This window comes from Burkholderia seminalis DSM 23518, from assembly GCF_902832885.1.
Taxonomy (GTDB): Bacteria; Pseudomonadota; Gammaproteobacteria; order Burkholderiales; family Burkholderiaceae; genus Burkholderia; species Burkholderia seminalis.
In genome coordinates, this window is record NZ_CADFDK010000005.1 from 359,506 (window position 1) to 379,882 (window position 20,377).

Annotated in this window: 20 protein-coding genes, 1 other RNA gene and 1 pseudogene; 14 read left to right on the forward strand and 8 right to left on the reverse strand. The window is 67.7% G+C overall.

Annotation, left to right across the window (positions count from 1 at the left end):
- Window positions 1-69: 69 nt before the first annotated feature.
- On the forward strand, window positions 70-1,689 hold the full coding sequence (locus HWX00_RS18630) for an FMN-binding glutamate synthase family protein (RefSeq protein WP_034187126.1): 1,620 nt from the start codon (window positions 70-72) through the stop codon (window positions 1,687-1,689).
- Window positions 1,690-1,796: 107 nt separating this feature from the next.
- Here HWX00_RS18630 and HWX00_RS18635 read toward each other — a convergent pair whose 3' ends face one another.
- Window positions 1,797-2,411, reverse strand: coding sequence for a glutathione S-transferase family protein (locus tag HWX00_RS18635; protein ID WP_175028615.1), 615 nt, complete (start codon window positions 2,409-2,411; stop codon window positions 1,797-1,799).
- A gap of 181 nt (window positions 2,412-2,592) precedes the next feature.
- On the opposite strand from HWX00_RS18635, the gene HWX00_RS18640 reads away from it, so the two are divergent.
- The 10 genes and pseudogenes from HWX00_RS18640 to HWX00_RS18685 all read left to right on the forward strand — a co-directional run bounded on the left by HWX00_RS18640 (window position 2,593) and on the right by HWX00_RS18685 (window position 13,127).
- Window positions 2,593-3,978 (forward strand): aminopeptidase P N-terminal domain-containing protein, encoded by a 1,386-nt coding sequence (locus HWX00_RS18640; protein WP_175028616.1) that lies wholly within the window; start codon window positions 2,593-2,595, stop codon window positions 3,976-3,978.
- Window positions 3,979-4,015: 37 nt separating this feature from the next.
- Window positions 4,016-5,203: a UbiH/UbiF/VisC/COQ6 family ubiquinone biosynthesis hydroxylase gene (locus HWX00_RS18645; protein ID WP_175028617.1), complete on the forward strand. Its 1,188-nt coding sequence runs from the start codon at window positions 4,016-4,018 to the stop codon at window positions 5,201-5,203.
- Between the two features lie 138 nt (window positions 5,204-5,341).
- Window positions 5,342-6,409 (forward strand): tRNA dihydrouridine synthase DusB, encoded by a 1,068-nt coding sequence (gene dusB, locus HWX00_RS18650; protein ID WP_175028618.1) that lies wholly within the window; start codon window positions 5,342-5,344, stop codon window positions 6,407-6,409.
- Window positions 6,406-6,639, forward strand: a complete 234-nt coding sequence (locus HWX00_RS18655; protein WP_006476892.1) for a Fis family transcriptional regulator — start codon at window positions 6,406-6,408, stop codon at window positions 6,637-6,639. The genes dusB and HWX00_RS18655 overlap by 4 nt, the downstream gene beginning before the upstream one ends.
- 44 nt (window positions 6,640-6,683) lie before the next feature.
- Entirely contained in the window at window positions 6,684-8,249 is a 1,566-nt protein-coding gene (gene purH / locus HWX00_RS18660; protein ID WP_034187122.1) for a bifunctional phosphoribosylaminoimidazolecarboxamide formyltransferase/IMP cyclohydrolase, read from the forward strand.
- Window positions 8,250-8,400: 151 nt separating this feature from the next.
- A complete protein-coding gene (gene ruvC, locus HWX00_RS18665) occupies window positions 8,401-8,943 on the forward strand; it encodes a crossover junction endodeoxyribonuclease RuvC (RefSeq protein ID WP_006476894.1) in 543 nt (180 codons plus the stop codon).
- A 164-nt stretch (window positions 8,944-9,107) separates the two neighbouring features.
- Complete coding sequence (ruvA, locus tag HWX00_RS18670; RefSeq protein ID WP_031402135.1) at window positions 9,108-9,689, forward strand: Holliday junction branch migration protein RuvA; 582 nt, start codon at window positions 9,108-9,110, stop codon at window positions 9,687-9,689.
- Between the two features lie 108 nt (window positions 9,690-9,797).
- On the forward strand, window positions 9,798-10,868 hold the full coding sequence (ruvB, locus tag HWX00_RS18675; protein WP_006483430.1) for a Holliday junction branch migration DNA helicase RuvB: 1,071 nt from the start codon (window positions 9,798-9,800) through the stop codon (window positions 10,866-10,868).
- Between the two features lie 23 nt (window positions 10,869-10,891).
- On the forward strand, window positions 10,892-11,845 hold the full coding sequence (locus HWX00_RS18680) for an oxygenase MpaB family protein (protein ID WP_175028619.1): 954 nt from the start codon (window positions 10,892-10,894) through the stop codon (window positions 11,843-11,845).
- Window positions 11,846-11,997: 152 nt separating this feature from the next.
- A pseudogene (locus HWX00_RS18685) lies at window positions 11,998-13,127 on the forward strand (ParB/Srx family N-terminal domain-containing protein).
- Window positions 13,128-13,181: 54 nt separating this feature from the next.
- On the opposite strand, the gene HWX00_RS18690 reads toward HWX00_RS18685, so the two are convergent.
- Genes HWX00_RS18690 through tyrS form a run of 3 tightly spaced genes read right to left on the reverse strand, consistent with a single transcriptional unit; the run spans window position 13,182 to window position 15,564 of the window.
- Entirely contained in the window at window positions 13,182-13,844 is a 663-nt protein-coding gene (locus tag HWX00_RS18690; protein WP_175028620.1) for a histidine phosphatase family protein, read from the reverse strand.
- Window positions 13,845-13,867: 23 nt separating this feature from the next.
- On the reverse strand, window positions 13,868-14,326 hold the full coding sequence (dtd, locus tag HWX00_RS18695; RefSeq protein WP_034182741.1) for a D-aminoacyl-tRNA deacylase: 459 nt from the start codon (window positions 14,324-14,326) through the stop codon (window positions 13,868-13,870).
- On the reverse strand, window positions 14,323-15,564 hold the full coding sequence (gene tyrS, locus HWX00_RS18700; RefSeq protein ID WP_175028621.1) for a tyrosine--tRNA ligase: 1,242 nt from the start codon (window positions 15,562-15,564) through the stop codon (window positions 14,323-14,325). The genes dtd and tyrS overlap by 4 nt, the downstream gene beginning before the upstream one ends.
- A 142-nt stretch (window positions 15,565-15,706) precedes the next feature.
- Here tyrS and HWX00_RS18705 point away from each other — a divergent pair, with 142 nt between their 5' ends.
- On the forward strand, window positions 15,707-16,855 hold the full coding sequence (locus HWX00_RS18705; RefSeq protein WP_175028622.1) for an anhydro-N-acetylmuramic acid kinase: 1,149 nt from the start codon (window positions 15,707-15,709) through the stop codon (window positions 16,853-16,855).
- A 107-nt stretch (window positions 16,856-16,962) separates the two neighbouring features.
- On the opposite strand, the gene erpA is transcribed toward HWX00_RS18705, so the two are convergent.
- From erpA to rplM, 3 genes are all read right to left on the reverse strand, one after another.
- Window positions 16,963-17,334, reverse strand: a complete 372-nt coding sequence (gene erpA, locus HWX00_RS18710; RefSeq protein WP_034187117.1) for an iron-sulfur cluster insertion protein ErpA — start codon at window positions 17,332-17,334, stop codon at window positions 16,963-16,965.
- A gap of 228 nt (window positions 17,335-17,562) precedes the next feature.
- Complete coding sequence (gene rpsI, locus HWX00_RS18715) at window positions 17,563-17,955, reverse strand: 30S ribosomal protein S9 (RefSeq protein ID WP_006476904.1); 393 nt, start codon at window positions 17,953-17,955, stop codon at window positions 17,563-17,565.
- A gap of 10 nt (window positions 17,956-17,965) precedes the next feature.
- A complete protein-coding gene (gene rplM / locus HWX00_RS18720) occupies window positions 17,966-18,394 on the reverse strand; it encodes a 50S ribosomal protein L13 (protein ID WP_009687896.1) in 429 nt (142 codons plus the stop codon).
- Window positions 18,395-18,705: 311 nt separating this feature from the next.
- Here rplM and HWX00_RS18725 point away from each other — a divergent pair, with 311 nt between their 5' ends.
- Both HWX00_RS18725 and HWX00_RS18730 read left to right on the forward strand, forming a co-directional pair.
- Window positions 18,706-19,011, forward strand: a complete 306-nt coding sequence (locus HWX00_RS18725; RefSeq protein WP_069706505.1) for a DUF1090 family protein — start codon at window positions 18,706-18,708, stop codon at window positions 19,009-19,011.
- A gap of 411 nt (window positions 19,012-19,422) precedes the next feature.
- The gene (locus tag HWX00_RS18730; RefSeq protein ID WP_175028623.1) at window positions 19,423-19,887 is read left to right on the forward strand and encodes an OsmC family protein; all 465 of its coding nucleotides are present in this window, start codon (window positions 19,423-19,425) and stop codon (window positions 19,885-19,887) included.
- 70 nt (window positions 19,888-19,957) lie between these two features.
- Here the strand turns inward: HWX00_RS18730 and rnpB are convergent.
- An RNA gene (gene rnpB, locus HWX00_RS18735) (RNase P RNA component class A) lies at window positions 19,958-20,369 on the reverse strand.
- Window positions 20,370-20,377: the final 8 nt, after the last annotated feature.

Consider the following 20,377-nt stretch of genomic DNA (forward strand, 5'->3'; position numbering starts at 1 on the left):
TCCGCCGCGGCCGGCGCGCCGCCGCGCAGCGCACGCATGGCGGCATTTCAAGATTCTTATGGAGTCCCCATGCTTTCACGACGCTATCTGGCGATGTGGTGTGCCGTCCTGTTGCTCGTCGCGGCGGCCGCGCTCGCGTCGGCCCACGTGCTGTCCTGGTTGTGGATCATCATCCCCGTCGCCCTCGTCGCGCTCGGCCTGTACGACCTGAAGCAGGACCGTCACGCGATCCTGCGCAACTACCCGCTCTGGGGCCACTTCCGCTTCCTGTTCGAATTCATCCGACCTGAAATCCGCCAGTACTTCGTCGAGGACGACACCGACGAGAAACCGTTCTCGCGTGCGCAGCGCAGCCTCGTGTACCAGCGCGCGAAGAACGTCGCCGACAACCGCCCGTACGGCACCGAGCTGAACGTGAAGGCCGTCGCGCACGAATGGATCAGCCACTCGCTCGCGCCGACGAAACTGCCGAACCACGATTTCCGCATCCGCGTCGGCGCGAATCGCGCGCAACCGTACGACATTTCGATCTTCAACATCTCGGCGATGAGCTTCGGCTCGCTGTCCGCGAACGCGATCCGCTCGCTGAACCTCGGCGCGAAGAAAGGCGGGTTCGCGCACGATACCGGCGAAGGTTCGCTGTCCAAGTACCACCGCGAGAACGGCGGCGACATCATCTGGGAAATCGCGTCCGGCTATTTCGGCTGCCGCAACGAAGACGGCACGTTCAACCCCGACAAGTTCGCGAAGCAGGCCGCCGATCCGCAGGTCAAGATGATCGAGGTGAAGCTGTCGCAGGGCGCGAAGCCCGGCCACGGCGGCGTGCTGCCGGCCGCGAAGATCACGCCGGAAATCGCCGAGACGCGCGGCGTGCCGATGGGCAAGGACTGCATCTCGCCCGCGACGCACTCGGAGTTCTCCACGCCGCGCGGGCTGCTCGAATTCGTCGAACGGCTGCGCACGCTGTCGGGCGGCAAGCCGACCGGCTTCAAGCTGTGCATCGGCCATCCGTGGGAATTCTTCGGCATCGCGAAGGCGATGATCGAGACCGGCATCGTGCCCGACTTCATCGTCGTAGACGGCGCGGAAGGCGGCACCGGCGCGGCGCCGCTCGAATTCACCGACCACGTCGGCGTGCCGCTGCAGGAAGGGCTGCTGCTCGTGCACAACACGCTCGTCGGGATCGGCGTGCGCGACCGCGTGAAGATCGGCGCGAGCGGCAAGATCATCACCGCGTTCGACATCGCCCGCACGCTCGCGATCGGCGCGGACTGGGTGAACTCGGCGCGCGGCTTCATGTTCGCGGTCGGCTGTATCCAGGCGCAGCACTGCCACACCGACCGTTGCCCGACCGGCGTCGCGACGCAGGACCCGGTGCGCCAGCGCGCGCTCGTCGTGCCCGACAAGGCCGAGCGCGTGTACAACTTCCACCGCAATACGCTGCATGCGCTGCAGGAACTCGTGCAGGCGGCCGGCCTCGGCCATCCGTCCGAGCTGCGCGCGCATCACATCGTGCAGCGGGTCGCGCCGCACGAGGTGCGGCTGATGTCGCAGTTGCTGAAGTACCTGAAGCCCGGCGCGCTGCTCGACGGCCGAACCTGCGGCTTCACGCTGTACGACAAGTGGTGGCCGATCGCGCGCAGCGATTCGTTCACGCTCGGCGAGGCCGTGTACGCGTCGATCGAGTGACGCGCGCGGCCGCCCCGTTCCGCCGGCGGCCCGCGCGGCAAAAAGAAAAGCGCCCCGCGGGGCGCTTTTCTTTTGTCTGCCGAATGCGGGACTGCGTGGCCGGCCGCTCAGCTCTGCGCCAGCGTGTCGGCGAACGATTGCCGCTGCTGCAGCTTCACGAAATGCTTGTCGAGGTTCGGGTGGCGATCGCGCCAGTTGAGCTCGGGCATCCGGAAATCGAGGTAGCCGAGCGCGCAGCCGAGTGCGATGTCGGCCAGCGTGTAATGATTGCCGACGCACCAGGTCTTGCCGCCGAGGCCCTGCGACATCGCGACGAGACCGTCGTCGATCTTGCGCTGCTGGCGGGCGATCCAGCTCGCGCTGCGCTGCGCCTCGTCGCGCATCGTGTGTTCGACGCGAATCGCGACCGCCGCGTCGAGCACGCCGTCGCCCAGCGCTTCCCAGCAGCGCACCTCGACGCGCTCGCGGCCCGACGGCGGAATCAGCTTGCCGACCGGCGACAGCGTGTCGACGTATTCGCAGATCACGCGGGAATCGAACACCGCGGCACCATCCTCCATCACGAGGCACGGCACCTTGCCGAGCGGGTTCGATGCATGAATATTCGTGTCCGGCGCCCACACGTTCTCGAGCTCCAGCTTGTAGTCGATCTTCTTTTCAGCGAGCACGATCCGCGCCTTGCGGACGTACGGGCTGCCGAGCGAACCGATTAATTTCATCATCTGCCTTTTTTGGGGAACCGCCGAGAGTATACGTTGTCGCCGATCATAACCGGCCGGCGCGGCCGGGTAGAAAATCGCCGGCCCGGCCTGTGGATGGTTTGCAACAACCGCCGCGCGGCCTTCCGGCGCGGCTTCGGGCGCCCCTCTCACGCACCGCGTCGCGCGGCGCTACAATCGCACGATGAATGCGCCCATCGATACCGCCATCGCCGTCGACGTCTACCGCCAGCGCCGTGAACGCGTGCTTGCCGCACTGCGTGCCGCGGGCGGCGGCGTCGCCATCGTTCCCACCGCGCCGGAACTGCTGCGCAACCGCGATACGGCCTACCCGTACCGGTTCGACAGCTACTTCCATTACCTGACGGGCTTCACCGAGCCGGATGCCGTGCTCGTGCTGAACGCGGCCGCGCCGCACGGCGCGCCGGAGTCGATCCTGTTCTGCCGCGGCAAGAACGTCGACCGCGAGATCTGGGAAGGCTTTCACTACGGCCCCGAGGCCGCGCGCGACGCGTTCGGCTTCGATGCGGCATTCGCGGTCGACGTGATCGACACCGAGATGCCGCGCCTGCTCGCCGACGCGGGCACCGTGCACTACCGGTTCGGCGCATCGGCCGACTTCGACCGCCAGCTCGCCGGCTGGATCGACGCGGTGCGCGCGCTGGCGCGCACGGGCGTCGCCGCGCCGGACGCGCTGCTCGACCTCACGCCGCTGCTCGACGACATGCGGCTCGTGAAGGACGAACACGAACTCGCGATCATGATGCGCGCCGCGCACATCTCCGCGCTCGCGCACCGCCGCGCGATGCAGGCGTGCCGCCCCGGCATCCGCGAATACGAACTCGAGGCCGAGCTGCTGTACCTGTTCCGCAAGCACGGCGCGCAGTCGCCCGCGTACGGCTCGATCGTCGCGGCCGGCGCGAACGCGTGCGTGCTGCACTACCCGGCCGGCAACGCGGCCGCGCGGGACGGCGACCTGATCCTGATCGACGCCGCGTGCGAACTCGACGGCTATGCGTCGGACATCACGCGCACGTTCCCGGCCAACGGGCGCTTCTCGCCCGCGCAGCGCACGCTGTACGACATCGTGCTCGCCGCGCAGCAGGCCGCGATCGATGCGACGCGCGCGGGCGTGCCGTTCGAGGCGCCGCACGATGCGGCCGTGCGCGTGCTCGCGCAGGGGTTGCTCGACACCGGCATCATCCCGAAGGCCCGCTTCTCGAGCGTCGACGACGTGATCGCCGAGCGCGCGTACACGCGCTTCTACATGCACCGCACGGGCCACTGGCTCGGGATGGACGTGCACGACTGCGGCGACTACCGCGAGCGGCTCGCCGCGCGTGACGCCAACGGCGCGCTGCCGTGGCGCACGCTGAAGCCCGGCATGACGCTGACGGTCGAGCCCGGCCTGTACGTGCGCGCGGCCGACGACGTGCCGCCCGAGTACTGGAACATCGGCATCCGCATCGAGGACGACGCGATCGTGCGCGAGCACGGCTGCGAACTGATCACGCGCGGCGTGCCGGTCGACGCCGACGAGATCGAAGCGCTGATGCGCGCGGGCGCATGACCGGCCGCCGACCGATACCACCGTTTCACGAATCAAGATGACGACCGCTTCCCCCCCGGCCACGCCGGACTACGACCTCGCCATCGTCGGCGCGGGCCCCGTCGGGCTCGCGCTCGCCGGCTGGCTCGCGCGCCGCAGCGCGACGCAGCGCGCATCGATCGCGCTGATCGATGCGCGCGAACCGGCCGCGACCGCGAACGACCCGCGCGCGCTCGCCGTGTCGCACGGCAGCCGCGTGCTGCTCGACACGCTCGCGTGGCCCGCCGATGCGACACCGATCGAACATATCCACGTGTCGCAGCGCGGCCATTTCGGCCGCACGCTGATCGACCGCGACGAACACGATGTCGCCGCGCTCGGCTATGTCGTGCGCTACGGCTCGATCGTGCAGGCGCTCGCCGGCGCCGTGCGCGGCACGAGGGTCGACTGGCTCACGTCGACCACCGCACGCGCGCCGCAACAGGACGCCGACGGCGTCACGCTGACGCTCGACGGCCCGCAGGGCGAGCGCACGCTGCGCGCGCGCATCGTGATCAATGCCGAAGGCGGGCTGTTCCACGAACAGCAGGCCGATACGGCCAAGCACCGCCGCGACTACGGACAGACGGCGCTCGTCGGCACGGTCACGGTATCGGCGCCGCGCCCGAACGTCGCGTGGGAACGCTTCACGCACGAAGGTCCGCTCGCGCTGCTGCCGCTCGGCGGCCCACGCCAGGCCGACTACTCGCTCGTCTGGTGCTGCACGCCCGACGAAGCGGCACGACGTGCCGCGCTGCCCGACGACGCGTTCCTGCGCGAGCTCGGCAGCGCGTTCGGCGAACGCATGGGCGACTTCGTCGCGATCGCCGGACGCGCGTCGTTCCCGCTCGGGCTGAACGCCGCGCAGACCCTGGTCAGCGGCCGCGTCGCGTTCGTCGGCAACGCCGCGCAAACCCTGCACCCCGTCGCGGGCCAGGGGCTCAACCTCGGGCTGCGCGATGCGCATACGCTCGTCGACGTGCTGTCCGCGCAAGGCTTCGAAGCAACCGCGCTCGCGGCCTTCAACGCGCGCCGCGCGCTCGACCGGCGCTTCACGATCGGCGCGACCGACACGCTGGCGCGGCTGTTTACGATCGATTCGGGCCCGCTTCCGCTGCTGCGCGGCGCGGCCCTCACCGCGCTCGAATTCGTGCCGCCGCTCAAGAAGGCGATCGCGCGCCAGATGATGTTCGGCCAGCGCAACTGACGCGCCCAGCACCGCGCGATTGCGCGCGGCCACGCCAGGCAAACCGGGTCAAATCGGCAGGGCATGGGAATACGGTAAAATGCCCGTTTTCCGTCTTCCCTTCCCCTGCCCGCGCCAGTCGCGGGCGGTGCCATTGCGATGCCCGTTATCGGCCCTCACGTATTGCGTAACAACCTGTTCGTCGCCCCGATGGCCGGCGTGACGGATCGTCCGTTCCGCCAGCTGTGCAAGCGGCTGGGGGCCGGTTACGCCGTGTCCGAGATGGTCGCGTCCAACGCGCAGCTGTGGAAAAGCGCGAAGACGATGCGGCGCGCGAACCACGAAGGCGAGGTCGAACCGATCGCGGTGCAGATCGCCGGCGCCGATCCGGCGATGATGGCCGAAGCGGCCCGCTACAACGTCGACAACGGCGCGCAGATCATCGACATCAACATGGGCTGCCCGGCGAAAAAGGTCTGCAACGTCGCGGCCGGCTCCGCGCTGCTGCAGAACGAGCCGCTCGTGCAGCGGATCGTCGAGGCCGTCGTCGCGGCGGTCGGCACGGGGCCCGATGCGGTGCCCGTCACGCTGAAGATCCGCACCGGCTGGGACCGCGAGCACAAGAACGCGATCACGGTCGCGCGCCTCGCCGAAGCGGCCGGCATCTCGATGCTCACCGTGCACGGCCGCACGCGCGCCGACCTGTACCGCGGCGACGCCGAATACGACACCATCGCGGCCGTGAAGGCGGCCGTTCGGATTCCGGTCGTCGCAAACGGCGACATCACGTCGCCCGCGAAGGCGAAGGCCGTGCTCGATGCAACGGGCGCCGACGCGCTGATGATCGGTCGTGCCGCGCAAGGCCGGCCGTGGCTGTTCCGCGAAATCGATCATTTCCTGCAAACCAGCGAGCTGCTGCCCCCGCCGCGGATCGACGAGATCCAGCACGTGATGAACGAACACCTGGAAGACCACTACGCTTTCTATGGTGAATTCACGGGCGTCCGTACTGCGCGCAAGCACATCGGCTGGTACACTCGCGGCCTTTCCGGCGCCAACGGGTTCCGGCACAGGATGAACACGCTCGATTCCACCCGCGAGCAGCTCGCCGCCGTCAATGCCTTCTTCGAGGCGCAAAAGGCGCTGTCGGACCACCTCGTCTACGTCGATGACGAAGAGGAAAACGGCCAGGGCGAGTCGGACGACCATAACCAGTTAGCAGCATGAGCAAGCACAACATCGAACAATGTGTCCGCGAGAGCCTGGACGTGTATTTCCGGGATCTAGACGGCTCCAATCCGCACGACGTCTATGAAATGGTGATGTCCTGCGTCGAAAAGCCGATGCTCGAGGTCGTGCTCGTACAGGCGGGCGGCAACCAGTCGCTCGCCGCGGAGTACCTCGGCATCAACCGCAACACGCTGCGCAAGAAGCTGCAGCAGCACGGCCTGCTGTAGCCGGCCGTCCCGTCCCCGTTTCCCTGGCTATTGGTGGTTCCATCATGATCAAGCAAGCGCTCATTTCCGTTTCCGACAAGACCGGCATCGTCGACTTCGCGAAGTCGCTGTCCGACCTCGGCGTCAAGCTGCTGTCGACGGGCGGTACCGCGAAACTCCTCGCCGACGCCGGCCTGCCCGTTACCGAAGTAGCCGACTACACGGGCTTCCCGGAAATGCTCGATGGGCGCGTGAAGACGCTTCACCCGAAGGTGCACGGCGGCATCCTCGCGCGCCGCGACCTGCCCGAGCACATGCAGGCGCTGGAGCAGCACGGCATCCCGACGATCGACCTGCTCGTCGTGAACCTGTACCCGTTCGTCGCGACGATCGCGAAGGACGACTGCACGCTCGCCGACGCGATCGAGAACATCGACATCGGCGGCCCGACGATGCTGCGCTCGGCCGCGAAGAACCACCGCGACGTGACGGTCGTCGTCGATCCGGCCGACTACGCGGTCGTGCTCGATGAAATGAAGGCGAACGGCAATACGGTCGGCTACCCGACCAACTTCCGCCTCGCGACGAAGGTGTTCGCGCACACCGCGCAATACGACGGCGCGATCACGAACTACCTGACGAGCCTGACCGACGAGCTGCAGCACGCGTCGCGCAGCACGTACCCGGCCACGCTGAACATGGCGTTCGACAAGGTGCAGGACCTGCGCTACGGCGAGAACCCGCACCAGAGCGCGGCGTTCTACCGCGACCTCGCGACGCCGGCCGGCGCACTGGCGAACTACCGCCAGCTGCAGGGCAAGGAACTGTCGTACAACAACATCGCGGATTCGGACGCGGCGTGGGAATGCGTGAAGACGTTCGACGCGCCGGCCTGCGTGATCATCAAGCATGCGAACCCGTGCGGCGTCGCGGTCGGCAACGACTCGGCCGACGCATACGCGAAGGCGTTCCAGACGGATCCGACTTCCGCATTCGGCGGCATCATCGCGTTCAACCGCGAAGTCGACGAAGCAGCCGCGCAGGCAGTCGCGAAGCAGTTCGTCGAAGTGCTGATCGCCCCGTCGTTCTCCGACGCCGCGAAGCAGGTGTTCGCCGCGAAGCAGAACGTGCGCCTGCTCGAGATCGCGCTCGGCGACGGCCATAACGCCTTCGACCTGAAGCGCGTGGGCGGCGGCCTGCTCGTGCAGTCGCTCGATTCGCGGAACGTGCAGCCGAGCGAGCTGCGCGTCGTCACGAAGCGCCAGCCGACCGCGAAGGAAATGGACGACCTGCTGTTCGCGTGGCGCGTCGCGAAGTACGTGAAGTCGAACGCGATCGTGTTCTGCGGCAACGGCATGACGCTCGGCGTCGGCGCCGGCCAGATGAGCCGCGTCGATTCGGCACGCATCGCAAGCATCAAGGCGCAGAACGCGGGCCTCACGCTGGCCGGCTCGGCGGTCGCGTCGGATGCGTTCTTCCCGTTCCGCGACGGCCTCGACGTCGTGGTGGCCGCAGGCGCGACCTGCGTGATCCAGCCGGGCGGCTCGATGCGCGACGACGAAGTGATCGCGGCGGCCGACGAGCACGGCATCGCGATGGTCCTGACGGGCGTGCGCCACTTCCGTCACTGATCGCATGCGGCCCGCGCGGGCCGAACACGAAAACCCGGCGGCGTCGCACCCGCCGGGTTTTTTATTGCGCGGCGCCTTCGCCCGCAACCGGGCGGCCGGCGCGTCGCACCATTCGTTGTAGTATCGCTGCATCAGGCAACTCTCCTCACTCATGCGAATTCTCGGCATCGACCCCGGCCTGCGCGTCACCGGCTTCGGCGTCATCGACGTCAGCGGCCACCGGCTCGCCTATGTCACGAGCGGCGTGATCCGCACGCCGACGGCCGACCTGGCCACCCGGCTCGGCACGATCTTCCAGGGCGTCTCGACGATCGTGCGCGAACATGCGCCCGACCAGGCCGCGATCGAAAAGGTGTTCGTCAACGTGAACCCGCAGTCGACGCTGCTGCTCGGCCAGGCGCGCGGCGCCGCGATCTGCGGCCTCGTCGCGGGCGGCCTGCCGGTCGCCGAATACACGGCGCTGCAGCTGAAGCAGGCGGTGGTCGGCTACGGCCGCGCGACCAAGACGCAGATGCAGGAGATGGTCACGCGCCTGCTCAATCTCTCCGGCCAGCCGGGCTCGGACGCGGCCGACGCGCTCGGCATGGCGATCTGCCATGCGCACGGCGGCAACACGCTCAGCACGCTTGGCGGCCTCGCGCCGGCGCTCGCACAGAAAGGGCTGCGCGTGCGGCGCGGGCGACTGGTCGGCTGACCCCAGCGCGCGCGGTCACCCGGCATGCCGGTTCGGTGCCGAGACCGTCCCGAACGCGCGCGGCGCACCCACGACACGTATCGCCTCGGCCTGACGGCCGGGCCCATCGGCATTGCGCCGCGCGTGCGCTACACTCGCGCTTTATTCCTCTCGTCCCGCCCTCCATGATCGGTCGCATCGCCGGCATCCTGCTCGAAAAGAACCCGCCTCATCTGCTCGTCGACTGCAACGGCGTCGGCTACGAAATCGACGTGCCGATGAGCACCTTCTACAACCTGCCGCAGACGGGCGAGCGCATCGTGCTGCTCACGCAGCAGATCGTCCGCGAGGACGCGCATCTGTTGTACGGCTTCCTGACGCCGCAGGAGCGCACGACCTTCCGCGAGCTGCTGAAGATCACCGGCATCGGCGCACGCATGGCGCTCGCCGTGCTGTCCGGCATGAGCGTGCAGGAGCTCGCGCAGGCCGTGACGATGCAGGACGCCGCGCGCCTCACCCGCCTGCCCGGCATCGGCAAGAAGACGGCCGAACGCCTGCTGCTCGAGCTGAAGGGCAAGCTCGGCGCCGACCTCGGTGCGCTTGCCGGCGCCGCGTCGCCGTCCGATCACGCGACCGACATCCTCAACGCGCTGCTCGCGCTCGGCTACTCCGAGAAGGAAGGCCTGGCCGCGATCAAGAACGTGCCGGCCGGCACCGGTGTGTCGGAAGGCATCAAGCTCGCGCTGAAGGCGCTGTCGAAGGCGTAACGCGCGGTCGATCCGGCCGTCGAAACCAGTGTCGCGCGGCGCCGCGCCGCGCGCCAGTCGGCCGTTCGGCCAGGTGGGCCGGACCGCGTCGCGCGGTACAATGGCCGCATGATCGAAACCGACAAACTCGCCACCGAGCAGCGGATCATCGCCGCCACGCCCGCCTCGTCGCACGAGGAGGTGTTCGAACGTGCGCTGCGGCCGCGCCAGCTCGACGACTACGTCGGCCAGGAAAAGGTGCGCGGCCAGCTCGAGATCTTCATCGAAGCCGCCAAGCGCCGCTCCGAGCCGCTCGACCACGTGCTGCTGTTCGGGCCGCCGGGCCTCGGCAAGACGACGCTCGCGCACATCATCGCGCGCGAAATGGGCGTGAACCTGCGCCAGACGTCCGGCCCCGTGCTCGAGCGCGCGGGCGATCTCGCCGCGCTGCTGACCAACCTCGAAGCCAACGACGTGCTGTTCATCGACGAGATCCACCGGCTGTCGCCGGTCGTCGAGGAAATCCTGTATCCGGCGCTCGAGGATTACCAGATCGACATCATGATCGGCGAAGGCCCGGCCGCGCGCAGCGTGAAGCTCGACCTGCAGCCGTTCACGCTGGTCGGCGCGACCACCCGCGCGGGGATGCTGACCAACCCGCTGCGCGACCGTTTCGGGATCGTCGCCCGGCTCGAGTTCTACGATGCCGATCAACTGTCGCGCATCGTGCGGCGCTCGGCGTCGCTGCTGAATGCGCAGATCGATCCGAACGGCGCGCTGGAAATCGCGAAGCGCTCGCGCGGCACGCCGCGGATCGCGAACCGGCTGCTGCGCCGCGTGCGCGACTTCGCCGAAGTGAAGGCCGACGGCCAGATCACCGCGGCCGTGGCCGATGCCGCGCTCGCGATGCTCGACGTCGATCCGGTCGGCTTCGACCTGATGGACCGCAAGCTGCTCGAAGCGATCCTGTACAAGTTCGACGGCGGCCCGGTCGGCATCGACAACCTCGCGGCCGCAATCGGCGAGGAGCGCGACACGATCGAGGACGTGCTCGAACCGTACCTGATCCAGCAGGGCTTCCTGCAGCGCACGCCGCGCGGGCGCGTCGCCACGCTGCTCACCTATCGCCACTTCGGACTGTCGGTGCCCGACGCCCGCCGCCCCGAACGCGACGAGTGGGATACCCCCGACGGAAAGTAATCCGTCACCCGAGCCCCCCCGCCATGACGACGCCGCCCAGCCGCCACCCCGCCGCACCCGCACCGGGCCCGCGCTGGGCCGAGCCGATCCGCAGGCGGCTGGTGGCCGGCATCACGCACCTGACGGCGGGCGGCGGCGGGCCGTCGCTCGATCTCTCTTCGCCGCCCGGCGACCCGGGGCTGTTCGGCCCCGATGCCGTCTGCTGGCGCGTGCATGCGGATTTCACGTCGATGATGACGGGCGGCATCGCCGCGCTGCTGCTGCAGGCGCTCCATCCGCTCGCGCTCGCGGGCGTCTGGGATCACTCGTCGTTTCGCACCGACATCCTCGGCCGCTTGCGGCGCACCGCCACGTTCATCACGGGCACGACGTTCGGCAGCCGCGCCGACGCCATCGCGCTGATCGAGCGCGTGAAATCGATCCACGCGCGCATCTCGGGCACCGCGCCCGACGGGCGGCCATACCGCGCCGACGATCCGGCCTTGCTCGCCTGGGTACACGTCGCGGAAGTGTCGAGCTTCCTGGCCGCGCATCTGCGCTACGTGAATCCGTCGCTGTCGGGCGAGCTGCAGGACCGCTACTACGCCGAAACGGCGTTGGTCGCCGAACTGCTCGGCGCCCAAGGGGTACCGCGTTCGCGCGCCGAGGTCGCTGCCTATCTCGCGCGCATGCAGCCGGAACTCGAGGCCGGGCCGCACACCTTCGACGTGATGGAGATCCTGCTGAATGCGCCGGTCGCGACGCCCGCGCTGCGACCGGCCGCGTCGCTGATGATGCATGCCGGAATAGACCTGTTGCCGCCGTGGGCGCAGCGCATGCTCGGCGTGTCGACGTTCGCGCCGCTGCGGCGCGCGGTAGTCCGGCCCGGCGTACGGGCCGTCGCCCCCGTGCTGCGCTGGGCGCTCGTCAACGGCGCGTCGAAACGCGCACGCCGTCGCGCGACCGCGCCCCCGCCCGACAGCACCCCGTCCGCCTGACGATCCGGCTCTTCCGATCATTTCAATTGGCTGTCAAATTCCTGTGACAAGCTGACGGGCTTGCACCCGCCCACGGTCGTACGCCCCGCCCGTCCCGCCTGCCCGTGATCCGCGCGAGGTCCCGTTCACCCAACCGATACCCGATGCCCGCGATGCTCCGCCTGCCGATCCGTTTCGCCCTCGCCGCCAGCCTGTCCGCCGTCTTCGCCCTCACCGCATGCGGAGGCGACGAAATCGCCGCCGTGGCGCGTACCGATGCGCAAACGCCGTCCGGCGGCACCACGACCCCGCCGGCCCCCCCCCGCCGCCGGCCACCGTCACGCCGCAACCGGGCAAGTGGAAAGCCGCGCGCGCGGGCGACCTGATCGACGTGACGCTCGGCGACCTCCATCCGACACAGGGTGCGATCGGCTACGACCAGATCTATTACAAGCTCGGCCGCTACGAGCTGCAGCCCGACAAGAAGTTCGACGACTTCTGCGCGGACGAAGGGCTCGGCGGTCTCGCATCGGGCGGCTACACGGCCAGGTCGTCGCTGCGCGAACCGGCGAGCTATACATGCACGACGGCCGACGCGAACGCCCGCGACCGCTCGGTGCTGAACCCCGTCGTGATCGGCCCGAACGGCGATGCGCTGTACCTGACCGACGGCCATCACGGCCTGTCGACCTACTACGAGACGCCCGACGGCGGCCCGGCGCTGCACGTGCACGTCGTCGTCAAGGACAACCTCGGCGACTACTCGGGCGACGCGTTCTGGCAGCAGATGCAAAGCCGCGGTTATCTGCGCCTGAAGAATGGCGAAGGCAAGGCGATCACGGCCGCGCAACTGCCGACCGGACTCGGCCTGTCGCTGGGGATGACGAACGATCGCTACCGGTCGCTCGTCTATTTCACGCGCGACATCGGCTACGGCAAGCCCGCGCAAGCGACCGACTACCTCGAGTTCTACTGGGCCGACTGGCTGCGCGCGCAGCCCGGCACGTTCGCGCTGGCGAGCTACGACCTCGCGCGCGGCGGCACGACCGATCCCGATCCGGCGAAGGCCGACACGGGCTACCTGAATGCGGTCTGGAATGCGTCGACGCGGATGGTCGCGGCAACGGACCCGGTGATCGACGGCAAGACGGGCGCCGATCTCGGGCGCGCCGATGCGATCAACGGCGGGAAGAAATACAGCAAGGGAGAGTTCGACAAGCTGCGCCAGCCGATCACGGCCGACAAGCCCGGCAAGATCGCGTACGCGCTCGACTACAAGACCCGCCACGCGTTGCCGCGGTAAGCGGCACGCGGCGACGAAAGCCCCGACCGGCAACGCCGCACGGGGCCCGTGGACTCAGCGCACCTTGCGGTACCCGTCGTCGTCGCTCGCCGCCTCCAGATGCGACACGTCGGCCCACTTCACGACCTGCGCGCGGCCATCCACGTAATCGACGACGTTGACGCTCGTATTGAGCAACTGGTAAGTGCGCGGCGCCGACAGCTCGATCGCGTTCGCGAAGCGGTACACGCAGTCGAGCACGCCGCCGTGCGCGACGCACGCGATCCGGCCGCCCGGATGCGCGGCGACGATCGGTTCGAGCGCATGCAGCACGCGGTGATAGAACGCGCGCTGCGACTCGCCGCCTTCCGGCGCGAAGCCCGGATCGCGCGTCTGCCAGGCCGCGTAAGCGTCCGGGAACAGCGCCTCGATCTCGGTGCTGTCGTACCCCTGGAACGCGCCGTACGAGCGTTCGCGCAGCCCTTCGCGCAACTGCAGCGGCAGACCGAGCGCCTCGGCAAAAGGTTGCGCGGTCTGTTGCGCGCGCATCAGGTCGCTCGAATAGATCGCGTCGATCCGCGCGCCGTCGCGCGCCTCTCGTTCGAGCCGGGCCGCCAGCCGCTTCGCCTGTGCGAGGCCGGTGTCGGCCAGCGGAATGTCGATATGACCCTGGATGCGCTTGATGCGGTTCCAGGCCGTCTCGCCATGGCGGATGAAAAGAATCTGCGTGCTGGCCATCGCCGCGCGTCTCCGGGAAAGAATCAGGGCCGCACTTGCAGCCAGAACGTCACGGGGCCGTCGTTGACGAGCGACACCTGCATGTCGGCGCCGAACTCGCCCGTTTCGACGACCGGATGGCGCGCCCGCGCGGCCGCGACGAAATAGTCGAACAGCCGCGCGCCTTCGTCGGGCGGCGCGGCCGGCGTGAAGCTCGGACGCAGCCCGCTGTTGGTGTCGGCCGCCAGCGTGAACTGCGACACGAGCAGCAGCCCGCCCGCGCGGCCCGCGCCGTCGATGTTCGACACCGGCAGGTTCATCTTGCCGGCTGCGTCGCTGAACACGCGGTAGCCGAGCATCTTCGCGAGCAGCTTGTCGGCTGCCGCGTCGGTGTCGCCGCGTTCCGCGCAGACCAGCGCGAGCAGGCCCGCGCCGATCTCGCCGGTCGTCCGGTCGCCGACGCGGACGTCGGCGCGCTTCACGCGCTGGATCAGCGCGATCATGCGGTCAGCGTGACGCGCGCGAAGCGGCGCTTGCCGACCTGCACGACGAACTCGCCGGCTTCGACCTTCAGGCCCTTGTCCGACACCGTCGCGCCGTGGATCTTCACGCCGCCCTGCTCGATGTTGCGCAGCGCTTCGCTCGTCGACGGCACGAGGCCGGCCTGCTTCAGCAACTGGCCGATCGCCAGCGGCGCGCCGGCGAGCGTGACCGCCGGAATGTCGTCCGGCACACCGCCCTTCGCGCGATGGTTGAAGTCCTCCAGCGCGCGCTCGGCATCGGACTGCGAGTGGAATCGCGCGACGATTTCCTGCGCGAGCAGCACCTTGAAGTCACGCGGGTTGCGGCCGCCTTCGGCCTCGCGCTTGAAGCCGGCGATCTCGTCGAGGCTGCGGAACGACAGCAGCTCGAAGTAACGCCACATCAGCGTGTCCGAGATGCTCATCAGCTTGCCGAACATGTCGGTCGGCTTCTCGCTGATGCCGACGTAGTTGCCCTTCGACTTCGACATCTTCTCGACGCCGTCGAGACCCTCGAGCAGCGGCATCGTCAGGATGCACTGCTGTTCCTGGCCGTACTGCTTCTGCAGCTCGCGGCCGACCAGCAGGTTGAACTTCTGGTCGGTGCCGCCGAGCTCGAGGTCGGCGTTCAGCGCGACCGAGTCGTAGCCCTGCATCAGCGGGTACAGGAATTCGTGGATCGAGATCGGCACGCCGCCCTGGAAGCGCTTCGTGAAGTCTTCGCGCTCGAGAATCCGCGCGACCGTATAGCGCGACGCGAGCTTGATCATCCCGTCCGCGCCGAGCGGCATCGACCATTCGCTGTTGTAGCGGATTTCGGTCTTTTCACGATCGAGCACGAGGGCGGCCTGCTCGAAGTAGGTCTTCGCGTTCGATTCGATCTGCTCGCGCGTGAGCGGCGGGCGCGTCGCATTGCGGCCCGACGGATCGCCGATCAGCGACGTGAAATCGCCGATCAGGAAGATCACCGTGTGGCCGAGGTCCTGCAGCTGACGCATCTTGTTCAGCACGACCGTGTGGCCGATGTGGATGTCGGGCGCGGTCGGGTCGAGGCCGAGCTTGATGCGAAGCGGCGTGTTCGTGGCCGCGCTGCGCGCGAGCTTCTGCGCGAACTCTTCCTCGATCAGCAGTTCGTCGACGCCGCGCTTCGTGACGGCGAGCGCATGCCGGACTTCGTCGGTGATCGGGAAAACAGGCTTGGAACTGGGTTCGGTGCTCATCGGTGCCGGGAAGAATGTCGCAAAAACAGGGATTTTCCCATAACTTGCGCGCGCATCGCTTAACGGCGCGTCAGGTTGCGCGGATAATCGGGCGCAAGGCGCGCGGCACCGGCCCGCGCCGCACGATCCAGGAGAACCCAACGTGCCGCAACGACAGCCGCAAAATGCCCATCCGGCCGACGGCATCTACTTCGGGCTGATGTCGGGAACCAGCATGGACGGCGTCGACGGCGTCGCCGTGCGTTTCGAGGCCGGCCGCGCGCCGGTCGTGCTCGCGGAAGCGTTCGTCGGCTTCGCGCAATCGCTGCGCGACGCGTTATTCGCGCTGCAACAACCCGGCGACGACGAGATCGACCGCGAATCGCTCGCGGCGAACGCGCTCGTCACGCGCTATGCGGTGTGCTGCCACGAATTGCAGCGCACGGCCGGACTGTCGCGCGACGAGATCCGCGCGATCGGCGTGCACGGGCAGACGGTGCGTCATCGCCCCGAGCGCGGCTATACGCGGCAGCTCAACAACCCGGCGCTGCTCGCCGAACTGACCCAGGTCGACGTGATCGCCGATTTCCGCAGCCGCGACGTGGCCGCCGGCGGCCACGGCGCGCCGCTCGCGCCGGCCTTCCATGCCACGGTGTTCGGCGCGCCCGGCGAAACGCGCGTCGTCTGCAATCTCGGCGGGATCAGCAACATCACGATCCTGCCCGGCGACGGCGGCGACGTGCGCGGCTTCGACTGCGGCCCCGCGAACGCACTGATCGACGCATGGGCGACCCGCCATCTGGGCAAGCCGTACGACGACGGCGGCAAGTTCGCCGCGCGCGGCACCGTGCACGCGCCGCTGCTCGATGCACTGCTCGACGAACCGTATTTCGCCGCGCCGCCACCGAAAAGCACCGGCCGCGACCTGTTCAATCCCGCATGGCTCGACGCGAAGCTCACCGCGTTCGCCCAGGTCGCGCCGGAGGACGTGCAGGCGACGCTCACCGTGCTGACCGCGGTGTCGGTCGCACGCGAGGTGGCCAAACACGCGTCGGGCTGCAAGGCCGTCTTCGTCTGCGGCGGCGGCGCACGCAATCCGGTGTTGCTCGACGCGCTCCGGCACGCGCTGCGCGAGGCCGGCGTGCCGGCCACCGTCGATACGACGGCGGCACTCGGCGTGCCGCCGCAGCAGGTCGAGGCGCTCGCGTTCGCGTGGCTTGCGTACCGCTTCACCGCGCGCCAGCCCGGCAATCTCGCGACGGTTACCGGCGCAGCCGGCAATCGCGTGCTCGGCGCGCTCTATCCGCGCTGACGCGAGACCTGCGGTGCGGCGGACGCAGCACGGCAGACGGGTATAAAAAAAAGGGGCATGAAGCCCCGTTTTTCATGCCGGCGAACCGGCGCGGATCGGATGCGCGCTCAGACCGAGAACGACGAACCGCACCCGCAGGTGGTGGTCGCGTTCGGGTTCTTGATCACGAACTGGGCGCCGTTGAGATCGTCCTTGTAGTCGATCTCGGCGCCGACGAGATACTGGTAGCTCATCGAATCGATCAGGAGCTGGACGCCGTTCTTGTCCATCACGGTGTCGTCCTCGTTGACTTCCTCGTCGAACGTGAAGCCATACTGGAAGCCGGAGCAGCCGCCACCCTGCACGAACACGCGCAGCTTGAGGTCGGGGTTGCCCTCTTCGTCGATCAGTTGCTTGACCTTGTCGGCCGCCGCGTCGGTAAAGACAAACGGAAGCGGCATATCGGTCGTCGTTGCTGCGGATTCGGTAACAGCGTTCATTCGAACTCTCCAAAAAGCTTTAGCCGCTATTGTAGGGCCGATCAGAAGATCGTGCTGAAGTCCATGAAATCAATAGGTTCTTGTCGATTTCGTCAAACGTGCCCGCGCGGGCGGCCGCGGCGGCGGCCCGGGACAGGCAAAAAGCGGGCATAAAAAAACCGCCAGCGTGGAAGCTGGCGGTTTTTCCGGCGGACGCCACCCGAGGGGCGGCGAGGCCATGAAGCGGAATTAACGCTTCGAGAACTGCTTTGCGCGGCGTGCCTTGCGCAGACCGACCTTCTTACGCTCGACTTCACGCGCATCGCGCGTGACGAAGCCTGCGCTCGACAGCGACGGCTTCAGCGTCGCATCGTAGTCGATCAGTGCACGGGTGATGCCGTGGCGCACTGCGCCTGCCTGGCCCGTTTCACCGCCGCCGTTCACGTTCACCTTGATGTCGAACGTCTGGCCGTGGTTCGTGAGTTCCAGCGGTTGACGCACGATCATCAGCGACGTTTCGCGCGAGAAGTAGTCAGCGATGGGCTTGCCGTTGACGATGATGTCGCCCTTGCCAGCCTTGATGAAGACACGTGCGACTGCGCTCTTGCGGCGGCCCGTACCGTAGTTCCAGTTACCGATCATGTGGGTCCCCTTAGATCTCGAGCGCCTTCGGCTGTTGAGCCGAGTGCGGATGCGTCGCTTCTGCGTAGACCTTCAGCTTCTTGATCATCGCGTAGCCGAGCGGGCCCTTCGGCAGCATGCCCTTGACCGCCTTCTCGAGCGCGCGGCCCGGGAAGCGTTCTTGCATCTTGCCGAACGTCGTTTCATAGATACCGCCCGGGTAACCCGAGTGACGGTAGTACTTCTTGTCCAGCGTCTTGTTGCCCGTGACCTTCAACTTGCTCGCGTTGATGATGATGATGAAATCACCAGTGTCGACGTGCGGGGTGAACTCAGGCTTGTGCTTGCCGCGCAGACGGCGTGCCACTTCGCTGGCAACACGGCCGAGAACCTTATCCGTCGCGTCAATCACGTACCATTCGCGCGTCACCTCATGGGCTTTTGCGGAAAACGTCTTCATGATCGATCCAAAAAAAATGCTTTGCCCGATGTGTTCTTCCTGCTTGTCTGTGTGCGCTTCGAGGCGCGGTGCAGGCTCTCCCTGTTCTTTTTCCGTGGGCATGAAAGCGGAAAAGCCCTGAATTATAAAGGAAATACGGCGAAGCGGTCAAAGGGAATCCACGTCCCGTGTCCGCGGCGGCCGAAATGGGCCAAAATTCGGTCGTGCCCCAACCAGCCAGGCGAACCGAGCGTCTGGGGCGGCACCCGTCGACGCGCGGCACCTGACCTTGCCGCGCCCGACCGGCCGAACCCGGAAAACAACAAACAAGCATGATGAAACAAAGACTTACGCCCTTTCTCGCAGCCGCGCTGCTGGCCATCGCGGCGCCTGCCGTCGCCGCTCGCACCGGCTGCGAAGCCAAGCTCGACGCGCTCGATGCGCGCATCGCCGACGCCCGGAACGCTCATGCCGAGGATCGCGTCGCCCGCCTGCGCGCGGTGCGCGAACGCGTCCGCCACTTCTGCGCGCGCGGTCACGGCCATGCGTCAGCCGTCCATGCACCTGCGCCTGACACGCGCTCGCGCGGCGCGGCGCCCGACGCGGCATCGCCGCCTGCCGCACGGCAGCCCGCGTGACGCTGCCGGCGCGCGCAAGCCGCGCGCCGATGTTTGCACGGGACGAAAAAAAGCCCGAACGGATGGTTCGGGCTTAATCCACCTTAGGAGGAGGGTGGAGGAGACATTCGGAGGTTGCCGCAGCGCGACAACCAATGAGGCTCATTATACGAATGCGTCGCCGACTGAACAAGAAAATTTGCATGGCGAAATCCAAAACCATAATGCGAAATTCACGACGTGACGCTCGAAAACAATGATTTTCCCTTTTAAATCAATGGCATGATTCCGACGCCCGGGAACCGGAATCTCCGTCATCTAGAGCAAAACCCCTAAAAGAAGCAGGGAAATTGCCGTCGGACGCCCTGCCCGCACGGCGCCGGCATTGCACGTCGTGCAGCGCATCAGCCGACCGTTGCGCTGCGGGCTACAATGCCGGATCGAATCCGAATCAGGCAACGCTGGAGTGCAAGCATGGAATGCAAAGTAAGCTGGATGGGCCAGGACGGCATGGCGTTTTCCGCCGAGACCGGCAGCGGGCATCTCGTCGCGATGGACGGCGCGCCCGAGGGCGGCGGCCACAACCTCGCGCCGCGTCCGATGGAAATGGTGCTGCTCGGCACCGGTGGCTGCACGGCCTATGACGTCGTGCTGATCCTGAAGAAGAGCCGCCAGGAAGTCACCGGCTGCTCGGTCACGCTGAAGGCCGAGCGCGCGAGCGAAGACCCGAAGGTGTTCACGAAGGTGCACTTCCACTTCACCGTCACCGGCCGCAACCTGAACCCGGGCACGGTCGAGCGGGCGATCAACCTGTCGCACGACAAGTACTGCTCCGCGTCGATCATGATCGCGAAGACGGCCGAACTCACGCATTCGTTCGACATCGTCGCCGCCTGAACGCACCGCGCTCACGCATGAAAAAAGGGCCGGCGCTCCGCAAGGAGACGCCGGCCCTTTCGCATTCGAACGGCAAAGCAGGCCGATAAGCCGGATTCTGTGCACGCCGCGCGCCGAAGCGCGCCACGCGTGGCAGCCATTCCTCTAGGCGCGCCATTGCTGACGCGCTCAAGCTTCCTACCCGCAGGCGAGACGGGGGCCCCGTCCTGCATCCGAAGATGCACGCCTGCCTACTTGGAATTGCTCCGGGTGGAGGTTACCGTGCCGGCGGACGTCGCCGTCGCCGCGGTGCGCTCTTACCGCACCGTTTCACCCTTACCTGATCCCGGCTTGCGCCGGGCCATCGGCGGTTTGCTTTCTGTTGCCCTGTTCCGCGTGTCGCCACGGATGGCCGTTAGCCATCACCCTGCCCTGTGGAGTCCGGACTTTCCTCGCCCTCGCGCGCCCGAAGGCGGCGAGGCCGCGACTGCCTGGCCTGCTTTGCGACGCG